This is a genomic window from Pantoea sp. B65 (assembly GCF_047308185.1).
In the GTDB taxonomy this organism is placed as follows: Bacteria; Pseudomonadota; Gammaproteobacteria; order Enterobacterales; family Enterobacteriaceae; genus Erwinia.
On record NZ_JAHXPU010000015.1, the window covers coordinates 281,514 to 304,902 of the forward strand.

Below are 23,389 nucleotides of genomic sequence, written 5' to 3' on the forward strand. Positions count from 1 at the left end.
GTTCAGGAGAAGAACGCATGGATATTTTACCGGTTAATTATTTGCAGTCGCTTTTTCTGCCAGAGGAAGAGGAGGATGGCGGGGAGGATGAAAAGCCTGCGGACAAAAGTAACATGGAGATTATGCTGGAAGGGATGATTAATAGCTGGCGGCTGGAGATTATGCTGTCAGAAGGCGGCTGGCCAGATGAGAGCAAAATCGAGTGGTAACCGCTAATCCAGCCGGTTTTGTCACCTGTTGCCTGCTGTCACTCCTGTTGCTGGCAGGATGTACGCTGACAGAACACCCCACGGCGGCAGGAGAGCCATTGGTCGGTTGTGCTGATATCTCTCCGGCATCCGTTGGCTCGATAACCGCCGAGAGGCATTATGAATATATGGTGAGCTGTATTAAAAACCAGCAATTCAGTCAGGCATCTTCGCATTATGCGATTGCCGGCGTACAAACCTGGCATGATTATCTGACCAGCCCCGGCTCAGTTAGTAAAGAGCGGCATCAGGCCGAGTTGCGCAAGCAGCTGGCCAGACTCAGCGACAAAGAGAAGCGCCATTTCTGGGATGAACTTAATATTGTTTTGCGTGATGAAAAACGCTTAGCCGGGCTCTGTGCCATGATTACGCTGCCGGAAAGTAATAAACGCGCGAAAATGCTTTGGGACGAGGCGAAGAACGGTTATCTGCATTGTGAAAATCAAAGGGTGTTCTAAAATTAGCCATAATAATGCGCGCAGAGCAGGGAGATTTTACTCAGTCGCGTACTTAACTTTCCATAAAATTACTTCTTTTTACTCTCCGTTAATACTATTTTGAAATACCCTTGGTAAGGCGCTTATAAATCGATAATTATTGTAGGATTTCACATTTTAATTGATCCCGTTATGTTATCTTTTTTATAGTCACACATCTGATTATCCTGCCATGCTCAGGTCGAGAGACGAAATGGCAGTTGATAGCATTTGTTAGAAATATTTGTTTAACAGTAAATGGATAAATTGACATGGAAAATTATCGTTTCAGTGACTTTACCCTTTGTGGTGATCAAGTCCTGTATCACAAAGACAGGATTGTTACTGTTCCACCTAAGGAAATGGCGGTATTGCTCCTATTGGTTAAACATGCGGGAGAAGTGATTACCAAAGATCATATCATCCGGGAAGTGTGGAAAGGTGGTGAAGTTTCTGACGAGTCGCTCTCCCGTTGTATATATGTGTTGCGTAAACTGCTGGGTGAGAGTTCCTCATATCGTTATATCAATACTGTATATGGCAAAGGCTACCTTTTTGTGATGAATGTGACCCGGGTGGCGCGGTTGACAGCAGAGGAAAAACCTGAGCAAAAAGATACCCTTGCGATATTTCCTTTTGTAATGCAAGACAAAACGTTGTCGATGATGATATTCGATTTTATTATCAACCACAGTGCGATTTTTGAAGCAAAAGGTTTTCGTTTTCTGCCGTCAGTATTAACTGTGAATAGTCATAATTTAACGGAAAGTTTTAACAGCCTGAGAGCCACGGGGGTGCGCTATTTTCTGACCGGTATTGAACTGAAAACCGGGCTGGATACGGTGATTAAAGTCGAGCTGATCGACAGCACGCTGCTGACGGTGGTGTTTCGTGACTCGGTGGTGCTTTCGGCTGATAACTCGATTAATCTGGTAAGATTTAATAATATTATATCGCTATTGTTGCATAAAATATCCCATCGGGAAACCAAAGAGTTTGCTAAGGCGCTGGTTTCTGCTAACAACAATCTTTGCCAGATTAAAAATAACTATAATAACTACTCATTCTTTCTGTTTGAATCCTATAAAAACATCGATTCCCACTCGTTACTGCTGGATAATTATGATTCGGTCACCCTATGCCATCTGGCCGGTTGCTATTTTTCTCTGGCCAGCCTCGGCTTGATGAAATATGAGAAGGCGGAAGAAATTATCACGCTGATCACCGATAAAGTGCTGATTGATGAACCTTGCAACGCGCTGGCTATCTCGATGAAGACCCTGATGTGTCGCGATATTTATGCCAGACAAAAAGAGTCGGATTTTCAACTGGCAATTATCCTCTCGCCGCTGAGCGCTGAAGTCTACTACTACTACGCCTGCTACCTGGTGCAGAATCAGCAGTACGAAAAGGCGCAGATTATGACCGGGGTCGCTCTGTCGCTTAATTCTGATTTCTTTGCGGCAAAGATCCTGCATGCGGTGATCCTGACGCTGGTCGGCGATGCGGCGGCGGCGATTGCTTATGCCACGGAAATGAAGGGACGGGACAGCTCCTGCGACATTATCATTAACTGTTTACTGGCTATTCTGTTTGCCAGAACCGGCAAAATGGATAAAGCCACAGCCTGTTTACATGAAGTGAAACATTATCGTGATACCTGTGCCTTTGTCAGCTGCTGCTATGAAGCGGTGACCAGCCAGCAGGGTGGTGAGACCCTAAAGAAACTGAAACGTTTACAAAATATGCCGCAAATATCGTTACCCAAAAAGTCGGTCTATTGGATGCCGCTTTTTGACTAAACCTGCCAGTCATCTTGCCGTCGATATCTGACGGATTTCCCGGTATCACGCAACCCCGGTTTATTTGCTATCCTTGTTGATAGCGACTAGCCGGGGCTTGCTGCGCCATATTCCCGCCCCATCAGAATATCTTCATCTTTGAGCGAAATATGATAGTTGATATTATAAATAATATATAAATTATATATTAACTAATAATTTAATAAGGAGGTTGATGCGTTATTTTTTCTTGCACTTAATGATTTTTAATTGCAGCCTTTGCTGGTCGGGGAATTAAAATCCCGGCCGCCAGCAGCTGCTGACAGTACCAATAGGAGTATGTATGCCATATATAGAAACCTTGAGCGCAGTGCGCGATTACCCCGCCGGGATGGAACGTAAAATTAGCGGTAAGGACCAAACCGAAATTGCCAGTAGCGTTTCCGGTTCGAGGAATGCGTCTGCCGGTTTACAGCCTTTTTCTTCCGCGGTACCGGAGTTGCGGATAATCCTTGATCCTGCCGTCGCCGCTGAATTACCCGACTCTTTCTGTAGCCGGCTGGGCAACAAGTTGGTGGCAGTGAGGAATTTTATTCAATACTGGGCCCCTAATCATCTGATATTACAGATAGGACCACAGGTCAAATTACCCTTAACCGGTACAGATTTTAAATTCACCACTACCCTGGTACTGTCTGCTGCCGGGATTGAAATTTACCCGATTCATACTGAAATTGGCATTGGTGTGCGTACCGGCTCCCCTTATATCAACGGTTATGGGTTGCTGGTAAAGCAGTTTGGCGCGCAGTTTAGCTGGTCATGCGGCGGATTTAGCTACAACCGTCAGCAACTGGGAAGGCTTGAACTGGATATCCCCTATGGTTCGTCTGATATGCAATTTACCATGGCCATTGAATTGGGGATTACCGATAAAACCCGCAGCCTGCTGCGTTCGCTGCAGCACGCGTTGCAGGATATGAGCACGATATTGCCGGCTAAGGGACTGTTACTGAATCAGGCTTATCATCAGGCCGGTATTATCGGCCCGGTTATCGGCCTGCTGGCTACGCCAGCGGTAATGGACAGTCTGATTGAACGCGCACTCCCTGGCGGCAGTGAGCGTGAGAGCAGCCTGTGGTTTGGCTTTTCCTTCGGCTACCTGGATTATAATGGCACTTTATATCCCGATTTGAATCAATTTGGCGACCCCAGTTTTCCCGGGGTTAATATTCAAACCAATGCTTATCTGCGTCGTGGGGAAGCGCTGAGTTATGATTATCAGACGCAAAAGGTGACCCTGCCGCCCGCCACCCGCTGGCTGTTTGGCCGTTACTATACTACGGTTTCCGCTTTCCTGAATGACGCCTTAAAGGCGCGCAATATTATCAGTCAGGAACTTCGTGAAAAGAAAAATAATGGCGATATTACTGCGCAGCAGCAGGAACAAGTACTTAATATCGTTGATGATATTGTCAGTTCTTTAAGTGTCTCGCTGAGAAATGACTCTGAAAGTCTGAATGTGGTAATGGATATCATCAATAATAACTTTGATTTTAGTGACTATATCTCTACCACGGACTCGGAGCGGGTGGAAAATGCCAGTGACATCAATGCGATGCCTGTCGAGGTGCTCGCGCATAAAATTGCCTGTCAGAAACAGTGTTATGTGATCCTTGATGATGAAGGCAACGGCTGGGATAACCAGAATCCGATCAGGATTTTTAATCATCAGGGGTTACTTGGGGAGTTCGCCAATATCGGCAAAATTGCGGTGGATAAAAACGTGGTGATTATTTGCCCGAGCCGCATTGATGAATTCACCGCTGAATTCGACTTAATCAGTTACCCACTGCCGGCCGGCCATAATCACTGCGACATTCTGGCAGCGATGCAATTATCTCCGGAGCAGTTGCTTGCGGAGCGGGATACCTTGCACTGAGCCATTATTTTGCGGCCGTAGTGGACGAATATTGAGGGCGAAGAACACCCTTCAACCTCGGGGCGTTGTGGCAAGTCTGATAATGTGATATCAGGAGAGCCGCCCCGGCGGTCATCGCCGGGCTGAGCGACAGAGTTTTTACGGCGGATGCTCGCGCCGCCATGGTCATATTGAACGGCTATCATCCGATCCGGGTCACGCTTTGCTATTTTTCTGCCGCGATTCAAACAAATCAGACCCTTTTCAGCGTATGTTTCGTGTTTTCCGCATTTGTGGTATCTGGCTATGTACGAGTTGAATCTGGTTTTACTGCTATTACAGCAGATGTGTGTATTCCTGGTCATTGCCTGGCTGATGAGTAAAACCCGCCTGTTTATCCCGCTAATGCAAGTTACGGTACGCCTGCCGCATAAATTGCTGTGCTACATCACCTTCTCTATCTTTTGCATTCTGGGAACCTACTTCGGTCTGCATATTGAGGACTCGATTGCCAATACGCGCGCGATCGGCGCTGTGATCGGTGGCTTACTCGGCGGACCGCTGGTCGGCGGGCTGGTTGGCCTGACCGGCGGGTTACATCGCTACTCTCTGGGGGGGATGACGGCGCTCAGCTGTATGATCTCCACCATTACTGAAGGGCTGCTTGGCGGCCTGATCCACAGCATTCTGATCAGGCGCGGGCGTACCGATAAAATTTTCAGCCCGCTGACTGCCGGAATAATCACCTTTGTCGCTGAACTGACGCAGATGCTGATCATTTTGTTGATTGCCCGTCCGTTCCAGGAAGCGTTGCAGCTGGTAGAAAGTATTGCCGCGCCGATGATGGTGACCAATACCGTCGGCGCGGCGATGTTTATGCGCATTCTGCTGGATAAGCGCGCGATGTTTGAGAAGTATACTTCCGCTTTTTCAGCCATCGCGCTGAAGGTGGCGGCCTCTACCGAAGGTATCCTGCGCCAGGGGTTTAACGAAGAGAATAGCCTGAAAGTGGCGCAGGTTCTCTACCAGGAGCTGGAGATCGGCGCGGTTGCCATCACCGATCGCGAAAAATTGCTGGCGTTTACCGGGATTGGCGATGATCACCATCTGCCCGGCAAAGTGATTTCATCGGCATATACCTTCCGGGCGATTGAAACCGGTGAGGTGGTTTATGCTGACGGGAATGAGGTGCCCTATCGTTGTTCGATACATCCTCACTGCAAACTTGGCTCAACGCTGGTGATCCCGCTGCGCGGCGAAAATCAGCGCGTTATTGGCACGATTAAACTGTATGAGGCGAAGAATCGCCTGTTCAGTTCGATTAATCGAACGCTGGGCGAAGGGATTGCCCAGCTGCTGTCAGCACAGATTCTGGCCGGGAAGTATGAGCGGCAGAAGGCGCTGCTGGCGCAATCGGAGATTAAGCTGCTGCATGCCCAGGTGAATCCTCACTTTCTGTTTAATGCCCTTAATACGCTGATGGCGGTGATCCGCCGTGATAAAGATCAGGCCGGGCTGTTGGTACAGTACCTGTCGACTTTCTTTCGTAAAAATCTCAAGCGGCCTTCGGAAGTGGTTACGCTGGCCGATGAAATTGAACATGTTAATGCCTACCTCCAGATTGAAAAGGCACGCTTTCAGGATCTGCTGAATGTCAGGTTGCAGATCCCGGACGAGTTGGCCCATCAGCAACTGCCTGCCTTCAGTCTGCAACCGATTGTGGAAAATGCGATTAAACACGGAACTTCCCAGTTGCTCGGCAAGGGGGAAATTCTGATTCAGGCGCGTCGCGAAGGGCAATACCTGGTACTGTCGATTGAAGATAACGCCGGCCTGTATCAGCCACAGCCGAAAGGCAACGGTTTAGGGATGAGTTTAGTGGACAAGCGTTTACGCGCGCAGTTTGGTGACAGCTACGGTATTAGCGTCAGTTGCGAAGCGGATCGGTTTACCTGCATCAGTTTGCGTCTGCCGCTGGAGGAGCCGCTATGTTAAGAGTTTTGCTTGTTGATGATGAACCGCTGGCGCGGGAAAATCTGCGGATCCTGTTACAGGATGAAGCTGATTTTGCCATTGTCGGCGAGTGCGCCAATGCGATTGAGGCGATTGGCGCAGTGCATAAACTGCAGCCGGATGTGCTGTTTCTCGATATCCAGATGCCGCGGATTAGCGGGCTGGAGATGGTGGGCATGCTCGACAGCGAACATCGCCCTTATATCGTTTTTCTGACCGCTTTTGATGAATACGCGGTAAAAGCGTTTGAAGAGCACGCTTTCGACTATCTGCTGAAACCGATTGCGCCGGATCGCTTCAGGAAAACGCTGACGCGGCTGCGCCAGCAGCGGCGCACTCAGGATATTTCGTTGCTGCCGGAAAGTCAGCAGCCACTACGATTTATTCCCTGTGCCGGGCACAGCCGTATTTATCTGCTGCAGATGGATGATGTGGCTTTTGTCAGCAGCCGTATGAGTGGCGTGTATGTCACCAATAATGATGGCAAAGAGGGCTTTACCGAACTGACATTACGCACGCTGGAGAGCCGGACGTCGCTGCTGCGTTGCCACCGGCAGTATCTGGTCAATATGACGCAACTGCAAGAGATTCGCCTTGAGGATAATGGCCAGGCAGAGTTGCTATTACGCAGCGGACTCACCGTCCCCGTTAGCCGTCGCTATCTTAAGCCGCTGAAAGAGAGCCTGGGGTTGTGAGCGGCGAAGGCCGCCCCCGGGGTAATTATTCCTGCCGCAGCCCGGCGAATGCCTGGCGAATGCTTTGCTCGGGTAACTGAATACCGATAAATACCAGCTTACTCTGTGGCGTCTCTTCCGCTTGCCACTCGCGGTCCCAGTCTGCGCTGTATAATCGCTGTACTCCCTGGAATAACAAACGGCGATTATCGCCGTTAATCCATAGCATCCCTTTGTAACGTAATAAGTTATCCGCGAAGCTTAACAGCAAGTTTTCCATTACGTCGGAGACTTCATTGAGTACCACCGGGTAGTCAAATTCCACCACAATGGAACTGATATCATTTTGCTGCTGCGGAATAAAATGGAAGCTGCGTCTGGCTGGCACCACTTGCTCTTCCAGCATAAAGCCACGGGTATTAAACAACAGCGCCAGGTCAATATCGCCATGCACCACCTGATAGAGGGGCGCGCGCGCATTGATGCGCTGCAGTCGTTCGATTAACTGGCTGCTGTCGGCGGCGATATCGGTTTTGGTCAGCAGCAGGCGATCAGCATAACCGACCTGCGATTGCGCGATAGTGAACTGATCCAGTTGCTGCTGTGCATGAACCGCATCGACCAGCGTAATCACCCCGTCCAGCAAATAACGCTGGCAAATAATCGGGTGGGAGAAAAAGGCCTGAATAATCGGGCCGGGGTCCGCCATGCCGGTACACTCAATAATCAGCCGATCAAAACTGATGTCACCGTTATCCAGGCTATCGAGCAGATCCAGCAGCGCATCTTCCAGTTCACTGGAGCGGGTACAGCAGATACAGCCGTTGGTCAGCGTCGTGATGCGGGTTGCCCGCTCGCCAATCAGTTGATGGTCTACTGAGGTGGCGCCAAACTCGTTCTCAATGACGGCAATCTGGTATTCCTGCTGTTGATGGAGAATATGACGTAACAGCGTGGTTTTCCCTGCGCCCAAAAATCCGCTTAATACCGTTACCGCAATCTGGCTCATGATTTATCTCCTTTATCCCTCAGCAACAACGCATGCCGCCTTTGCCATCACCACCATAACGGGCCTGCTGGCGTTCACGGAAAAACTCTTTGTAGGTCATCACCGGTTTGTCCGGATGGTTGGTTTGCATATGCTGAACGTAGGTATCGTAATCAGGAATACCAATCAGCATCCTGGCTGCCTGGCCAAGGTACTTTGTTGCTTCACCTAAATTACCAAACATAAGTCTTCCTGAATGGGATAGCCCCGCCAGAGCGGGGCTGATACGGGTTAACATTCACGCCATGGCTGGCGCCGTCGTTGGGGTGATTAGTGGCTGGATGAGACTTTCACCCCTTCTTCAGGTATCGCGATATACGGCGTCTCTTTGTCAGTCGGTTCCGTAGTGCGGCGCGCTTGCATCCAGGCGCGGATACCGTAAAAAATAATACTGTAAACCACTACCAGGAAAAGAATACTCAGTCCTGCATTAGTATAGTTGTTGATCACAATATGATTCATATTGGCGATCTGCTGTGCGGTCAGTTCTGAGCCACCGGCGGCAATACGCGCTTTGTACTCTCCCGCCATATACAGGAAACCTTCCATTGCCGGATTGGCGCTGAACAGTTTCATTCCCAGCGCCCAGGTGGTGCAGATCAGCAGCCAGCTTGCCGGAAGCACGGTTACCCAGATGTATTTACTGCGTTTCATTTTGACCAGTACCACGGTAACCAGCACCAGAGCCACAGCGGCCAGCATCTGGTTGGAGATACCGAACAGCGGCCACAAACTTTTCACGCCGCCCAGTGGGTCAACCACGCCCTGATACAACAGGTAGCCCCACAGCCCGACACAACCTGCAGTGCCGATCATCCCGGCGATCAGCGAGTCGGTCTTTTTCAGGAAGGGAATGAAGTTACCCAACAGATCCTGCAGCATAAAGCGGCCGGAACGGGTGCCCGCATCCAGAGCGGTAAGGATAAACAGTGCTTCAAACAGAATACCGAAGTGGTACCAGAAGCCCATATCCGCCAGCGGAATAATTTTGTGGAATACCATTGCAATGCCCACCGCCAGCGTCGGTGCGCCGCCGGCGCGGTTCAGCACCGAAGGCTCGCCGATATCTTTGGCGGTCTGCAGGATCTGTTCCGGTGAAATCACAAAGCCCCAGGAGCTGACTGTCGCCGCTACATGGGCGGTGGTTTCATGCAACTGAGCCAGAATCAGTGGCGCATTTGCGCTACCCAGCTCATGCAGGTTTGGCATAACGATGCCCAGCCCTGCTGGCGGGGTGTTCATGGCAAAGTAGAGACCGGGTTCGATAATTGACGCGGCAACCAGCGCCATCACCGCCACAAAGGATTCCATTAACATGGCGCCGTAGCCGATAAAGCGGGCTTCGGTTTCAAAAGCCAGTAGTTTTGGTGTGGTACCGGAAGCGATCAGCGCGTGGAAGCCCGACACCGCGCCACAGGCAATAGTAATAAACAGGAACGGGAATAACGCACCTTTCCACAGCGGCCCGGTACCATCAATGTACTGGGTCAGCGCCGGCATTTTCAGATCCGGATTAAGAATGATAATCCCCAGCGCCAGCCCGACAATCACGCCAATTTTCAGGAAGGTGGCCAGGTAGTCGCGTGGCGCCAGAATCAGCCATACCGGCAGCAGCGCAGAAACAAACGCGTAACCAATCAGCGTAAAGGTGATGGTGGTGTCTTTAAAGGTAAGCGCCGGTCCCCAGTAAGGATCGCGGGCAATCACGCCGCCAAACCAGATGGCGGCGACCAGTAAAATAATACCGATCACCGACACTTCTCCCACCTGGCCCGGGCGCAGGAATCGCATGTAAATTCCCATAAACAGCGCAATCGGGACGGTTGAGCAGACGGTGAATACCCCCCATGGGCTTTCGGCCAGCGCTTTCACCACGATTAACGCCAGCACCGCCAGGATGATAATCATAATGATAAAGCAGCCGAACAGGGCAATGGTTCCCGGAACCGGCCCCATCTCTTCTTTCACCATTTCGCCAAGCGAGGCGCCATTACGGCGGGAAGAGATAAACAGCACCATAAAGTCCTGCACGGCACCGGCAAGCACAACGCCTGCCAGCAGCCAGAGCACACCAGGCAGGTAGCCCATTTGCGCAGCCAGCACCGGCCCCACCAGCGGGCCAGCCCCGGCGATAGCCGCAAAGTGGTGGCCAAACAGCACATATTTGTTGGTGGGGACGTAGTTAAGGCCATCGTTATTAATCACTGCCGGCGTGGAGCGGGTGGGATCCAGCTTCATCACCTTTTGCGCAATGTAGAGACTGTAATAGCGATAAGCCACCAGATAAACCGAAACTGAAGCCACCACGATCCACAGTGCGCTTACATGTTCACCCCGGCGTAAGGCGACGGTTGCCAGACAGAAAGCCCCGATGATTCCGATAATCGCCCAGGGTAGGTGCCTGAATATTTTTTTATTATTCATAAAAGGCCTGATTGTAAGATTAACAAGCAAAACAGTTATGGCTGTTTTGGGTAGTGTGCGAGAACAGATTTTTAACGACGTGGGTGCCACGTCCAGACTGACAATATGTTGGCTAATTTCGTCGGTTAACGGGGGAATAAATGACTAAGCGGTTGTATCAGTAGGATAAGCGGTAACCTGAAGCGGTAAGTGGTTTTTAGCGGTTTTTCAGATAGATAAATATGTGACATGGGTCTCATTCAGTGCGCGGTGAATGTTCAGTGGTGCGGACAACGGCAGGCAGAAAAGAACAGATAAACATCTGACAAATTTTGCCGATAACCAGGCGTTATGTACCTTATTTACGCGATGTTTTGCTGGCGCTTCAGCAGATATTAAGTAGCGGGACAACCACCGTCACCATCTACCGGGTCTCATTTATTCCCGAAGCAGGAAAGCATTACTTTCCCGCCAGCGGTCGTGGGGTCAGAGAGATTCCTCGCGATGTGAAAATCACGCCCGCCACCGATGCGGCACAGCTTTTTCAGCAGTACGATGGTAGTAAAGTGCGGTTCCGGAATGTGCATGAACGCTGCAAACACTATATTGGCGGTAGCTAAGAACTGAGCGGGCGGCATTAATGCCGCCCCTGGATAACGCCGGGTTATCTGCGCCCCCGGAAGTGTTAACGCATAGTCACAAATTCTTCTGCGCCGGTTGGATGGATGGCGACAGTATTATCAAAGTCTTTCTTGGTGGCGCCCATTTTCAGCGCCACGGCGAAGCCCTGCAGCATCTCATCCATACCGTAGCCGATACCGTGGATGCCGACGATCTTCTCATCTTTACCCACGCAAACCAGCTTCATACGGCACGGCTGACGGTGCTGAGTCACCGCGGTATACATGGCGGTAAACGCCGATTTATACACTTTTACCTCGTCATCGCCATACTGCTCGCGCGCCTGGGGTTCGGTCAGGCCGACAGTACCAATCGGTGGATGGCTGAATACCACGGTGGGGACATTGCTGTAATCCAGATGCTCGTCCGGCTTATTATTAAACAGACGTTCGGAGAGGCGACGGCCGGCGGCAACCGCTACCGGCGTCAACTCTACCGCACCGGTATTGTCGCCCACCGCATAGATGCCTTTCACGTTGGTATTCTGATATTTATCAACGCTGATATAACCTTTTTCATCCAGCGCCACACCGGTGACCTCAAGATTCAGGTTGTCGGTCGCAGGTTCACGGCCAATCGCCCACACCAGGCAGTCAACGGTCTGCTGTTTGCCATTTTCCAGTTTTAGCGTCAGGCTGCCGTCGGCATTTTTCACAATTTCCTGCGGGATGGATTCCGTATGCAACGTCGGGCCTTCGCTATTCATGACTTCAACCAGCGTCTCGACGATCAGCGGATCAAAGGTACGCAGTGGCGCATGCTTACGCACAAACAGATGCGTTTCAGAGCCCAGCGCGTTCAGCACGCCGGCAATTTCCACGGCGATATAACCGGCGCCTACTACGGCGCTGCGTTTCGGCAATGCGTCCAGCGCAAAGAAGCCATCGGAGTTGATGCCATATTCGGCACCCGGGATGGTAGGCTGGCCTGGTCGTCCGCCGGTGGCGATCAGAATATGGTCGGCGGTAATTTTTTCGCCGTTGACTTCCACGGTATGGGCATCAACAAAACGCGCATAGCCTTTAATCACCTCCACCTTATTTTTACCCAATACGTTGTCGTAAGAGGTATGAATACGATCGATATAGGCGCTGCGGTTTTTTACCAGCACATCCCAGTTAAAGTGGTTTACCGTGGTATCGAAGCCGTAATCCGGACCATACTGATGGATGGCTTCAGCGATCTGCGCGGCATGCCACATCACTTTCTTCGGTACGCAACCCACGTTGACACAGGTGCCGCCAAGATCTTTTGCTTCGATCAGCGCACATTTCTGGCCATACATGGCTGCGCGGTTAATGGATGCGATGCCGCCGCTGCCGCCACCGATTGCAAGATAGTCATAATGTCTGGTCATCAAACCTGTTCCATAAGTTGTGTAGGAAATTGGCATAGAGTGTAACGCCACTTGGCGGATTGCCGCAAAGTTTGCGTCTATGGTTGTGATAGGGTAAGGATTAGTTTGTTAATAAGTAAAACCTGGAATGACACATCATGGAACTTCTTTTCCTTGGCACCTGTGCCGGAAGCCCCAGCCGCGAACGTAATGTAACGGCTATCGCGCTGACGCAGCGTAACAGCCGCAGCGGCGGTTACTGGTTATTTGACTGTGGCGAAGGTACGCAGCACCAGATGATGCGCAGCCCGTTAAAGCCGGGGAAACTGGAAAAAATCTTTATTACTCACCTGCATGGCGACCATATCTTTGGCCTGCCGGGGCTGCTGACCAGCCGGTCGATGGGCGGCGTCAGCGATCCGCTTACCATTTACGGCCCGGTGGGGATTAAGGCTTTTGTCGAGACCACCCTGAGCCTGAGTGCTTCGTATGTCACTTTCCCGCTGGAAATTATTGAGATTGCCGCCGGTGAGGTGTGCGATGACGGTCAGGTGCGGGTTAGCGCCTGGCCAATGTCCCATGTGATTGAGTGCTATGGCTATCGTATTGAGCAGCATGATAAGCCCGGCGTGCTGGATGCTGCGCGCCTGAAGGCTGATGGTATCCCGGCCGGGAGCTGGTTCCAGCAGTTAAAACGCGGTGAAACCGTGGTGCTGGCAGATGGGCGTGAAGTCTGTGGCTGGGATTATCTCGGGCCGTCAACCAAAGGTAAATCGCTGGCGATCTTTGGCGATACCGCGCCAACGCCTTTCGCCGGTGAGCTGGCGGCCAATGTGGATGTGATGGTGCATGAAACCACGCTGGAAGCGGCAATGGCGGAAAAAGCCAATGGGCGCGGACACTCCACCACCGTGCAGGCAGCGACTGCCGCCAGGCTGGCGGGGGCAAAGCGGCTGATCGCCACCCATTTTAGCGCGCGTTACACCTTTGCTGACTGTGAAAAACTGCTGGCGGAGTGTCGGGAGATTTTTCCTGCCACGGAGCTGGCACGAGATTTTTCGCTATTTGAGGTGTAACGGCGGGTCAGCAGCATAATGACTGAGCGGAGAGGATAGAGAGCAAAAAAATCCGCAAACCAGCGGGTTGCGGATTGCCAGTATGCAGCCGCTCAGGGCGGCAGCGGGTAGTTATTCCGGCACAATCCAGCTAACGCTGGTATGGCCGGTTCCCGCAGGCACCAGCACTTTGTGCAGCCACGGCAGCAGCTCACGCATCTGTTGTTCCAGCTTCCACGGCGGATTCACCACGATCATCCCGGAGGCTGTCATGCCGCGCTGATCGCTATCCGGACGCACCGCCAGTTCGATTTGCAGAATATTACGGATGCCGGTAGCTTCCAGCTCCTTACACATACGCTTGATTTGCTGGCGTAATACCACCGGATACCACAGGGCGAATACGCCGGTGCCAAACCGTTTATGGCCTTCATGAATCCCCTTCACTACCGCCTGATAGTCGGTTTTCAGTTCGTAAGGCGGATCGATCAGAATCAGACCACGGCGCGAGTGCGGCGGCAGTTTTGATTTTAACTGCTGATAACCGTCCGCTTTTTCGGTGCGTGCGCGGCCATCTTTCAGAAACTCATTACGCAGCAGCGGGTAATCGCTGGAGTGCAATTCAGTCAGCTGCAGTTTGTCATCTTCACGCAGCATATGGCGGGCAATCAACGGCGAGCCAGGATAGTAACGCAGCCTGCCGCCCGGGTTCAGCGCTTTCACCGCGTTGATATAAGGTTGCAGCGTGGCCGGCAGATCATCCTGTTGCCAGAGGCGCGCGATGCCTTCCAGATATTCGCCAGTGCGCTCTGCGTGCTCACCGCTCAGCTGATAGCGTCCGGCGCCCGCATGGGTATCGAGATAAAGGAAAGGTTTCTCTTTCTCTTTCAGCGCTTCAATGATCAGGCTTTGCACGGTGTGCTTGAGTACGTCGGCGTGATTGCCGGCATGAAAACTGTGGCGATAACTAAGCATAACTTTGATGATATCCGGTGCGTTCCTGACGAAGCAGGAGGAGGTGCGGTCGCGGCGCAGATGATTCGGGCGCATGTATCGCGACAGTATACCGGGAAGAAAAATAAATTGCCGAACAGTCGCAGCGGGTTTTTTCTGCCGCCGGGTTAAGTTGTCGACAACTGGCCCGGGGGCCATTGATTTTCGCTACACTTAGCCTCATGTTAACTTTATTCGCCCTGTTTCAGGCTGCAGGTGTGGCGACGCGAGCGGCAACATACCGCCCCTGCACACCTCAGGGCAGCCTTAATGGCTGCCACTCACAACCACAAGGACTGCGCTATGACCAATCCGTTACTCTCTGCTTTTACGCTTCCGCCGTTTTCCGCCATCAAACCAGAACATGTTGTGCCAGCCGTACAGGCGGCGCTTGATGATTGCCGTGCCACGGTAGAGAAAACCGTCGCTCAGGGCGCGCCTTACAGCTGGGAGAACCTGTGTCAGCCGCTGGCCGAAGTAGACGATCGTCTGGGGCGCCTGTTCTCGCCGGTCAGCCATCTGAATGCGGTAAAAAATAGCCCGGAACTGCGTCAGGCCTATGAGCAGACGCTGCCGCTGCTGTCAGAATACAGCACATGGGTAGGTCAGCATGAAGGTCTGTATCAGGCCTATCGTAATCTGAAAGAGGGTGACAGTTATGCCGCGCTCAGCCTGCCGCAGAAAAAAGCGGTGGATAATGCGCTGCGTGACTTTGAATTGTCGGGTATCGGCCTGTCGAAAGAGAAGCAGAAACGTTATGGCGAAATCGCCGCACGTCTCTCTGAGCTGGGATCGACTTACAGCAATAATGTGCTGGACGCCACCATGGGCTGGAGCAAATTAATCAGCGACGAAGCTGAACTCTCCGGGATGCCGGAAAGCGCGCTGGCCGCCGCTCAGGCGCAGGCTGAAGCGAAAGAACAGTCAGGCTGGCTGCTGACGCTGGATATCCCGAGTTATCTGCCGGTAATGACCTACTGCGATAATCAGGCGCTGCGTGAAGAGATGTATCGTGCTTACGCCACCCGCGCCTCCGATCAGGGGCCGAATGCCGGTAAGTGGGATAACAGTGAAATCATGGCGGAACTGCTGGCGTTGCGCCATGAACTGGCGCAGCTGCTGGGTTTTGACTCTTATGCCGATAAATCGCTGGCGACCAAAATGGCGGAAAACCCGGCGCAGGTAACCGACTTTCTGACCGACCTGGCTCACCGCGCCCGTCCGCAGGCTGAGCAGGAACTGGCGCAGCTACGCGCGTTTGCGCAACAAGAGCATGGCATCAGCGAACTGCAGCCGTGGGATCTGACCTACTACGGTGAGAAGCAGAAACAGCATCTGTATGCCATCAGCGATGAGCAACTGCGCCCCTACTTCCCGGAAGAACGCGCGGTTAACGGTCTGTTTGAAGTGGTCAAACGTATCTATGGCATTAGCGCCAAAGAGCGTAAAGATGTCGATGTCTGGCATGACGATGTGCGTTTCTTTGACCTGTTCGATGAGAGCGGTGAACTGCGCGGCAGCTTCTATCTTGATCTCTATGCCCGTGAAAATAAACGTGGCGGCGCATGGATGGATGACTGCGTGGGCATGATGCGTAAAGCGGATGGCACACTGCAGAAACCGGTGGCTTATCTGACCTGTAACTTTAACCGTCCGGTGAATGGCAAACCGGCGCTGTTTACCCATGATGAAGTGACCACCCTGTTCCATGAGTTTGGCCATGGCCTGCACCATATGCTGACGCGGGTGGAAACCCCTGGCGTTTCCGGGATTAGCGGTGTGCCATGGGATGCGGTCGAGCTGCCGAGTCAGTTTATGGAAAACTGGTGCTGGGAACCGGAAGCGCTGGCGTTTATCTCGGGTCATTACGAAACCGGCGAGCCTCTGCCCCGGCAACTGCTGGATAAAATGCTGGCGGCGAAAAACTATCAGGCGGCGCTGTTTATCCTGCGTCAGCTGGAGTTTGGCCTGTTTGATTTCCGGCTGCATGCGGAGTTCGACCCGGCGAAAGGCGCGCAAATTCTTGAGATGCTGGCGGAGATTAAGCAACGGGTGGCCGTGGTGCCAGGCCCGTCATGGGGGCGTTTCCCGCATGCCTTCAGCCATATCTTCGCCGGTGGTTATGCGGCCGGTTACTACAGCTATCTGTGGGCTGATGTACTGGCGGCGGATGCCTATTCACGTTTCGAAGAAGAGGGTATTTTCAACCGTGAAACCGGCCAGTCTTTCCTTGATAATATCCTGACCCGCGGTGGTTCTGAAGAGCCGATGGAGCTGTTCCGTCGCTTCCGTGGCCGCGAGCCGCAGCTGGATGCGATGTTGGATCACTACGGCATCAAAGGATAACGCTTCGCGTGAAGATCTGTTTAATCAATGAATCAGGCGCCGATAACGGCGCCTTATCTGTTTTAGCGCAGCGCTGGCAGCTGGAGCATGACCAGGATGCGCTGATGGCGCTGGTGATGACGCCAGAACATCTGGAGTTGCGCAAACGCGATGAACCGAAGCTGGGCGGCATTTTTGTCGATTTCGTTGCCGGTGCGATGGCGCACCGGCGCAAATTTGGCGGCGGGCGCGGTGAAGCAGTGGCGAAAGCGGTGGGGATTAAGAGTGGTTACCTGCCGGATGTGGTGGATGCCACCGCCGGGCTGGGGCGTGATGCTTTTGTGCTGGCGTCAGTGGGCTGTCAGGTGCGCATGCTGGAGCGTAATCCGGTGGTGGCGGCGTTACTGGATGATGGCCTGCAACGTGGTTACCAGGATGCTGAGATTGGCGGCTGGTTGCGCCAGCGACTGACGCTGCTCCATGTTTCCAGCCTGACGGCACTGAGCGAGATTACGCCAAAACCGGATGTGGTCTATCTTGACCCGATGTACCCACATAAGCAGAAAAGCGCGCTGGTCAAGAAAGAGATGCGGGTGTTTCAGACACTGGTCGGGGCGGATACGGATGCGGATGGTCTGCTGGCGCCGGCGCGGCAGCTGGCGAAGAAACGCGTGGTAGTTAAGCGGCCGGACTATGCGCCACCGCTGGCGAATGTGTCAACGCAGTCAGCGGTGACCACTAAAAGTCACCGCTTTGATATTTACCCACCCCTCAATCCATAAATACCTTCCCCCCGCAGAGGGAAGGTGGGGATCGGCTAGTCGCGACGCCCTGATTAGTCGTCGTCTTCCTCATCGCGCAATGGCACGATCAGCATATCAATGTGTACGGTATTGATTAACTGGCGTGCCGATGACATCAGTTTGCTCCAGAAGTCCTGATGATGCCCGCAGACCACCAGGTCTACGTCATATCGTTTAATCGCATCAATCAACACCTGGCCCAGGTCACCGCTACCACTTAGCGTTTCACTTATTGTGTATCCGGCATTCTGCGACAGTTCGGTCAGCGCATTGTGTGTCTCTTCGGAGATACGTTTCTGCATATCGCCGAGATTGACGTCAATCAGGCCGGTATAGAGATCTGAATAATTCACATCAACATGAATCAGCGACACTTTCGCATCATAAGGACGCGCCAGTGAAACTGCTTTTTCTACCAGCAGTTTACTTTCCGGAGAAAGATCTACTGCAATCAGGATGTGTTTATAAGCCATAATTGAACTCCTTCCATTAGATGTACGATCTGGCTGGCAGTAAACCCTTCAGGCGGGCGGAAATTGACGCTGCCCCAGGGCACCGTAGGGGAACCATTAAAGGCTCCCGTTTACCGGGATTCGCTTGCTGCAATCCGGGTCTCTTCTGCCATATCACAATTTGCTGAAATCTATTGCGAGGAATGCGCGCGATGGTCGCCGCAGATTTCATCATTGTTACTGACGTGGCGCGTTATACTGCACGCGACACTTTGTTATGACTTCAGTATAGCGTCAATGGTTACCGGATGTTGTATCACTGCGCACCCTTTGCGAGCCCGATCAAAATGAATTTTTTTCTCCTTAAGCGGAACTGCTGAAACATCGCTGGAAAAAATTTGATCAGATCTCCTACACTGGGTTATGACGGTCTCAAAATCCTTTTGCGGTCGCCATTTTCTTTTAAAAACATTTCGGTCCGATTCAATAATAGTGGTTGGGCAATTTATTGTGGGAGGCATTCAGCGTAGCCGCTGAAAACTTTCCTGTGATATTGCCGGGAGGGGATCATGATCAGCACCATCGCACTGTTTTGGGCACTCTGTGTGGTTTGTGTAGTGAATATGGCGCGTTATTTCTCTTCTCTGCGCGCATTACTGGTGGTGCTTCGCGGGTGCGATCCATTGCTTTATCAATATGTTGATGGCGCAGGTTTTTTCACTTCTCATGGTCAGCCGAGCAAACAGGTACGTCTGGTGCGCTATATCTGGGCGCAGCGCTATCGCGATCATCATGACGATGAGTTTATTCGTCGCTGTGAACGTGTGCGTGGGCAGTTTATTTTGACCAGTGCGTTATGTGGGTTAGTCGTCGTTAGCCTGATCGGACTGGCGATCTGGCAGTGAAATGAGGATGGAATGAAAAGGACTCTGATAAGTAACAGGGGAGGCATTAATACCTCCCTCTGTTAGATAAAGGCTCGCAACCCGTCAGACAAACCGCAGGGCAATCCAGTACAAGCTACCGGACAACAGAATCGAAATCGGCAGAGTAAATACCCACGCCAGCGCGATATTCTTAATGGTGCGACTCTGTACGCCACCGCCATCAACCAGCATGGTACCCGCCACGGAAGAAGAGAGGATATGGGTAGTAGATACCGGCATCCCGGTATAGCTGGCCACACCAATCGATACCGCTGACGTCAGCTGAGCTGACATGCCCTGGGCATAGGTCATCCCTTTCTTACCGATCTTTTCACCGATAGTCGTCGCCACACGACGCCAGCCAATCATCGTACCCAGTGACAGCGCCAGTGCGACCGCAACAATAATCCATATCGGCGCGTACTCGACGGTATTCAGCAGATCGCCTTTCAGCTTCGTGAGGAAGCGTTTATCGTCTGTGCTGGTTTCCGGCAGTTTAGTTGCTTTCTCTGCGGTATCGGCAATACACATCAGCAGTCGGCGCATTTGCGCACGTTGATCCACATTCAGCGCGTCGTAGCTCTGCAGATTATTCAGCAGGCCCTGGGCACGTTGCAGTGCAATCAGCGCGCGCGCACTGTCGCAGTGGAACGATTGCGGACCGCTTGGTATCTGTTCCGGCGTCGGCAGTGCGGTCGGCGTCATCTGAATGATATGGGTCAGCGAGGCGCTATGCTGCTGGTAATACTGCTCGAGGTGATTGACCGCATCGCGGGTACGCGTGATGTCATAGCCGGAAGCGTTCATATTCACGACGAAGCCGGCAGGCGCTACGCCAATCAGCACCAGCATAATCAGACCAATGCCTTTCTGACCATCATTGGCGCCGTGCGAGTAGCTGACGCCGATAGCGGAAACGATCAGGGCGATACGCGTCCAGAATGGCGGCTTTTTCTTACCGTCGATCTTTTCACGATCGGCGGGCGTCATATGGATACGGCTACGCTTTTTGGTGCCGCTCCAGTAACGACGCAACAGGAAAATCAGGCCGCCGGCTATCACCAGACCGAGAATCGGAGAGATAATTAATGACAGAAAAATGCCGATCATCTTCGGAATATTCAGCGCATCAACTACCGAAGATCCGGTCAGTAACGCGTTGGTCAGGCCGATACCGATAATGGCGCCAATCAGCGTATGGGAACTGGACGCAGGCAGACCGAAATACCAGGTGCCTAAGTTCCAGATAATTGCAGCGAGCAGCATGGAAAAGACCATCGCCAGCCCGTGAGCCGATCCGACATTGAGCAGCAGATCGGTGGGGAGTAAATGGACAATTGCGTAGGCAACGCTTAATCCGCCCAGTAATACACCAAAAAAGTTAAATATCCCAGCCATAACCACCGCTAACTGCGATCGCATGGCACGGGTATAGATGACAGTCGCCACGGCGTTGGCAGTATCATGAAAACCATTAATGGCTTCATAGAACAGCACAAACATCAGTGCGAGTACTAATAACAGGCCGGTATGGAAATCCAGACCAGCAAACAGATGCAGCATAAGCGTTACGCCATTTTGGAGGACATGAACGCGGCGCATTATCAGCGACAAACCGTACCGGGGGAAAGTGAAATATAGACTTTTTTTGAAATCCGGCGGCAATAAATGCGGATTATGCGTTGAAAAAGACCTATAAATTAAATAGTTACATTGTGTTACTTTGACTACACTTTTGTTACGCTGGCATCACTGACAGCAACTCTCTACAATCAGCGTTTTTTGCCAGCCAGCGGGAGTGAGTTGTGGAAAAGTTTGACGTTATCATTATTGGCGCGGGGGCTGCAGGCATGTTCTGCGCCGCACAGGCAGGCCAGCGTGGCCGCCGTGTGCTGCTGCTGGATAACGGCAAAAAGGCTGGCCGCAAGATCCTGATGTCTGGCGGCGGGCGCTGCAATTTCACCAATCTGTATACCGAACCGGCGGCGTATTTGTCGCACAATCCGCACTTTTGTAAATCAGCGCTGGCGCGTTATACCCAGTGGGATTTTATCGATCTGGTTAACCGTCATGGTATTGCCTGGCATGAAAAAACCCTCGGTCAGCTGTTTTGCGATGATTCGGCGCAGCAGATTGTCGAATTACTGTTGAAAGAGTGCCAGCAGGGCAATGTCACGCTGCGCCTGCGCAGTGAGGTGGTCAGCGTTGAGCGCGACGACAGCGGCTATACCCTGCAACTGAATGGCGCCACGGTGCAGGCGGAGCAGCTGGTGGTCGCCAGTGGTGGTCTGTCGATGCCCGGGCTCGGCGCCACACCGTTCGGTTACCAGCTGGCAGAACAGTTTGGTCTGCGGGTATTCCCGACGCGCGCCGCGCTGGTGCCTTTTACGCTGCATAAGCCATTACTCGACCATTTGCAGGCGCTCTCCGGCGTATCGCTACCAACGGTGATCAGCGCGGAAGACGGCACGGTATTTAAAGAGGCGATGCTGTTTACTCATCGCGGCCTGTCCGGTCCGGCGGTGCTGCAGCTTTCCAGCTACTGGCAGCCGGGAGAGTTTATTGCGATTAACCTGGCGCCGGGGCAGGATCTGGATCGGTTTATTAATGATGAGCGCAGCACGCATCCGAATCAGAGCCTGAAAAATAGCCTGGCGAAAGTGCTGCCGAAGCGCCTGATAGAGGTGCTGCAAACCCTACAGACGGTGCCGGATGTGACGCTGAAACAACTCAACAGCCGCCAGCAGAGCGAGCTGGTCAGCACACTGCATCAGTGGCGTATTCAGCCTAACGGCACCGAAGGCTATCGTACCGCCGAAGTCACGCTGGGCGGCGTTGATACCCGCCAGCTGTCGTCAAAAACCATGGAAGCGCGCGACGTGCCCGGCCTGTACTTTATTGGCGAAGTGACCGACGTTACCGGCTGGCTGGGGGGCTATAACTTCCAGTGGGCGTGGAGTTCGGCATGGGCCTGTGGGCAGGCGATTTGATATCTGTAACCGTTGGTGTACGTGAGTGCTATAACAATTTGAGTTGCCAGCGATAAGGGTTACCCTGTTCTGAAATTCCTCTCCATTGATCTTAATGAATAACTGGAAGCAAATTTCTGTTCTTTGCACAGGACAGCGGAGAAATAGCGGGAAATCAGAATGGATATTATCGCGGTAATTATGGCGGCAGGAAAAACCTCGGTAGATGTCGTGCTGTACACGCTGATACCTATCATGGTGGTTATGCTGGTCATGATGAAGTACCTGGAAGTACGCGGAGTGCTTGACGTTATTGTGCGTATTACGTCGCCGCTATTGAAGCCTTTCGGCATGACCGGTATGTCAATTTTTGCCCTTATCCAGCTCAATTTCGTCAGTTTTGCCGCGCCACTGGCTTCGCTGGCGATTATGGAAAAACGCGGCGTATCAGACCGCCATCTGGCCGCTACGCTGGCAATGGTGTTTGCGATGGGGCAGGGCAACGTGTTTTATCCGCTAACGCCTTTTGGCCTGCACTGGGGACAAGCGCTGCTGATATCCGTTATCGGCGGGCTGGCCGCGGCAGCCGTAACCTGGCACGTATCCGGGCGGAAACTGTCAGTAAGTAATCTTAACCACGACGATGAGACTGTGCAGGATAACAAATCCCGCCCGGGCCTGATTGCGATTATCAACGGCGCCGGATCGGATGCGATACGCCTGTCACTGGGATCGTTACCGATGCTGATACTGTCGCTGGCGGTGGTCGGTTTGCTCAGAGAAGCGGGCGCTATTGAGGCATTAACGCGCTGGCTGGCTCCTCTGCTGGCTGGCGTCGGCCTTTCCACCGCTTATATCTTGCCGGCGCTGACCAAAACACTGGCGGGCGGAACCGCCTATTTCGGCGTGGTCTCCGAACTGATGCAGAAAGGGGTGATCAGCGTGCAGCAAATTAATGCCTCCGCAGGTTTTATGATTCAGACGCTGGATCTGCCGGGGCTGGGAATATTCCTTGGGCTTTCACCACGTTTTGTCCGGCTGTTCCGTTACGCGCTGCCAGGGGCTCTGGTGGGTATTGCCCTGCGTACGCTGATTCATACGCTGATTAACTGAATATGGAACGCTTTGTCTGCGATTGCGACAATCAGGCTCCGCATGGAACCGCAGGGGGCTTCGCGCAAAACATCCCGAACCGGCTGTTGGCCGCCGCAACCCTGTGTATGAGGTGCTGAACGGTAAACGTTGATTGTCACTGGCGCTGATCCGCAACGGAGATCAGCAATTTGCT

At 52.5% G+C, this 23,389-nt stretch carries 19 protein-coding genes; 12 read left to right on the plus strand and 7 right to left on the minus strand.

All coding sequences use genetic code 11. The annotated features are described in order from the left end of the window. The first annotated feature begins 17 nt into the window (after positions 1 to 17). The 6 genes from JWF83_RS04155 to btsR all read left to right on the plus strand — a co-directional run bounded on the left by JWF83_RS04155 (position 18) and on the right by btsR (position 7,131). Positions 18 to 209, plus strand: coding sequence for a hypothetical protein (locus tag JWF83_RS04155; protein WP_413648883.1), 192 nt, complete (start codon positions 18 to 20; stop codon positions 207 to 209). Beyond that, positions 203 to 706 (plus strand): hypothetical protein, encoded by a 504-nt coding sequence (locus JWF83_RS04160; protein ID WP_413648885.1) that lies wholly within the window; start codon positions 203 to 205, stop codon positions 704 to 706. Before JWF83_RS04155 ends, JWF83_RS04160 begins: the two co-directional genes overlap by 7 nt. 290 nt (positions 707 to 996) lie before the next feature. Next, on the plus strand, positions 997 to 2,526 hold the full coding sequence (locus JWF83_RS04165; protein WP_413648887.1) for a winged helix-turn-helix domain-containing protein: 1,530 nt from the start codon (positions 997 to 999) through the stop codon (positions 2,524 to 2,526). 322 nt (positions 2,527 to 2,848) lie between these two features. Further along, positions 2,849 to 4,444 carry a hypothetical protein gene (locus tag JWF83_RS04170; RefSeq protein WP_413648889.1) on the plus strand — a complete coding sequence of 532 codons (1,596 nt, stop codon included), beginning with the start codon at positions 2,849 to 2,851 and terminating at the stop codon, positions 4,442 to 4,444. A 285-nt stretch (positions 4,445 to 4,729) separates the two neighbouring features. Further along, entirely contained in the window at positions 4,730 to 6,418 is a 1,689-nt protein-coding gene (locus JWF83_RS04175; RefSeq protein WP_413648891.1) for a LytS/YhcK type 5TM receptor domain-containing protein, read from the plus strand. Beyond that, positions 6,412 to 7,131 carry a two-component system response regulator BtsR gene (gene btsR / locus JWF83_RS04180; protein WP_413648892.1) on the plus strand — a complete coding sequence of 240 codons (720 nt, stop codon included), beginning with the start codon at positions 6,412 to 6,414 and terminating at the stop codon, positions 7,129 to 7,131. Before JWF83_RS04175 ends, btsR begins: the two co-directional genes overlap by 7 nt. A 25-nt stretch (positions 7,132 to 7,156) precedes the next feature. Here the strand turns inward: btsR and yjiA are convergent, their stop codons facing one another. The 4 genes from yjiA to gorA form a co-directional block, all read right to left on the minus strand. Then, complete coding sequence (gene yjiA / locus JWF83_RS04185; protein ID WP_413648894.1) at positions 7,157 to 8,119, minus strand: GTPase; 963 nt, start codon at positions 8,117 to 8,119, stop codon at positions 7,157 to 7,159. 19 nt (positions 8,120 to 8,138) lie between these two features. Next, complete coding sequence (locus JWF83_RS04190; protein ID WP_413648896.1) at positions 8,139 to 8,342, minus strand: YbdD/YjiX family protein; 204 nt, start codon at positions 8,340 to 8,342, stop codon at positions 8,139 to 8,141. Positions 8,343 to 8,428: 86 nt separating this feature from the next. Beyond that, a complete protein-coding gene (locus JWF83_RS04195) occupies positions 8,429 to 10,582 on the minus strand; it encodes a carbon starvation CstA family protein (protein ID WP_413648898.1) in 2,154 nt (717 codons plus the stop codon). A 664-nt stretch (positions 10,583 to 11,246) separates the two neighbouring features. Then, a complete protein-coding gene (gene gorA, locus JWF83_RS04200; protein ID WP_413648900.1) occupies positions 11,247 to 12,599 on the minus strand; it encodes a glutathione-disulfide reductase in 1,353 nt (450 codons plus the stop codon). Positions 12,600 to 12,736: 137 nt separating this feature from the next. Between gorA and rnz the strand changes: the two genes are divergently transcribed. After that, positions 12,737 to 13,654 (plus strand): ribonuclease Z, encoded by a 918-nt coding sequence (gene rnz, locus JWF83_RS04205; protein ID WP_413648901.1) that lies wholly within the window; start codon positions 12,737 to 12,739, stop codon positions 13,652 to 13,654. Positions 13,655 to 13,765: 111 nt separating this feature from the next. Here the strand turns inward: rnz and JWF83_RS04210 are convergent, their stop codons facing one another. After that, positions 13,766 to 14,608, minus strand: coding sequence for a 23S rRNA (adenine(2030)-N(6))-methyltransferase RlmJ (locus tag JWF83_RS04210; protein WP_413648902.1), 843 nt, complete (start codon positions 14,606 to 14,608; stop codon positions 13,766 to 13,768). 321 nt (positions 14,609 to 14,929) lie between these two features. Between JWF83_RS04210 and prlC the strand changes: the two genes are divergently transcribed. Continuing rightward, positions 14,930 to 16,972 (plus strand): oligopeptidase A, encoded by a 2,043-nt coding sequence (gene prlC, locus JWF83_RS04215; protein ID WP_413648904.1) that lies wholly within the window; start codon positions 14,930 to 14,932, stop codon positions 16,970 to 16,972. A gap of 8 nt (positions 16,973 to 16,980) precedes the next feature. After that, entirely contained in the window at positions 16,981 to 17,733 is a 753-nt protein-coding gene (gene rsmJ, locus JWF83_RS04220; RefSeq protein ID WP_413648905.1) for a 16S rRNA (guanine(1516)-N(2))-methyltransferase RsmJ, read from the plus strand. Positions 17,734 to 17,786: 53 nt separating this feature from the next. Here rsmJ and uspA read toward each other — a convergent pair whose 3' ends face one another. Further along, on the minus strand, positions 17,787 to 18,227 hold the full coding sequence (gene uspA / locus JWF83_RS04225; protein WP_413648906.1) for a universal stress protein UspA: 441 nt from the start codon (positions 18,225 to 18,227) through the stop codon (positions 17,787 to 17,789). 548 nt (positions 18,228 to 18,775) lie between these two features. Between uspA and uspB the strand changes: the two genes are divergently transcribed. Next, the gene (gene uspB, locus JWF83_RS04230; protein WP_413648907.1) at positions 18,776 to 19,111 is read left to right on the plus strand and encodes a universal stress protein UspB; all 336 of its coding nucleotides are present in this window, start codon (positions 18,776 to 18,778) and stop codon (positions 19,109 to 19,111) included. A gap of 84 nt (positions 19,112 to 19,195) precedes the next feature. Here uspB and pitA read toward each other — a convergent pair whose 3' ends face one another. Then, positions 19,196 to 20,695: an inorganic phosphate transporter PitA gene (pitA, locus tag JWF83_RS04235; RefSeq protein WP_413648909.1), complete on the minus strand. Its 1,500-nt coding sequence runs from the start codon at positions 20,693 to 20,695 to the stop codon at positions 19,196 to 19,198. 242 nt (positions 20,696 to 20,937) lie between these two features. Here pitA and JWF83_RS04240 point away from each other — a divergent pair, with 242 nt between their 5' ends. Continuing rightward, a complete protein-coding gene (locus JWF83_RS04240) occupies positions 20,938 to 22,122 on the plus strand; it encodes an NAD(P)/FAD-dependent oxidoreductase (protein WP_413648911.1) in 1,185 nt (394 codons plus the stop codon). A gap of 159 nt (positions 22,123 to 22,281) precedes the next feature. Further along, positions 22,282 to 23,214 (plus strand): nucleoside recognition domain-containing protein, encoded by a 933-nt coding sequence (locus tag JWF83_RS04245; protein ID WP_413648913.1) that lies wholly within the window; start codon positions 22,282 to 22,284, stop codon positions 23,212 to 23,214. Positions 23,215 to 23,389 lie beyond the last annotated feature (175 nt).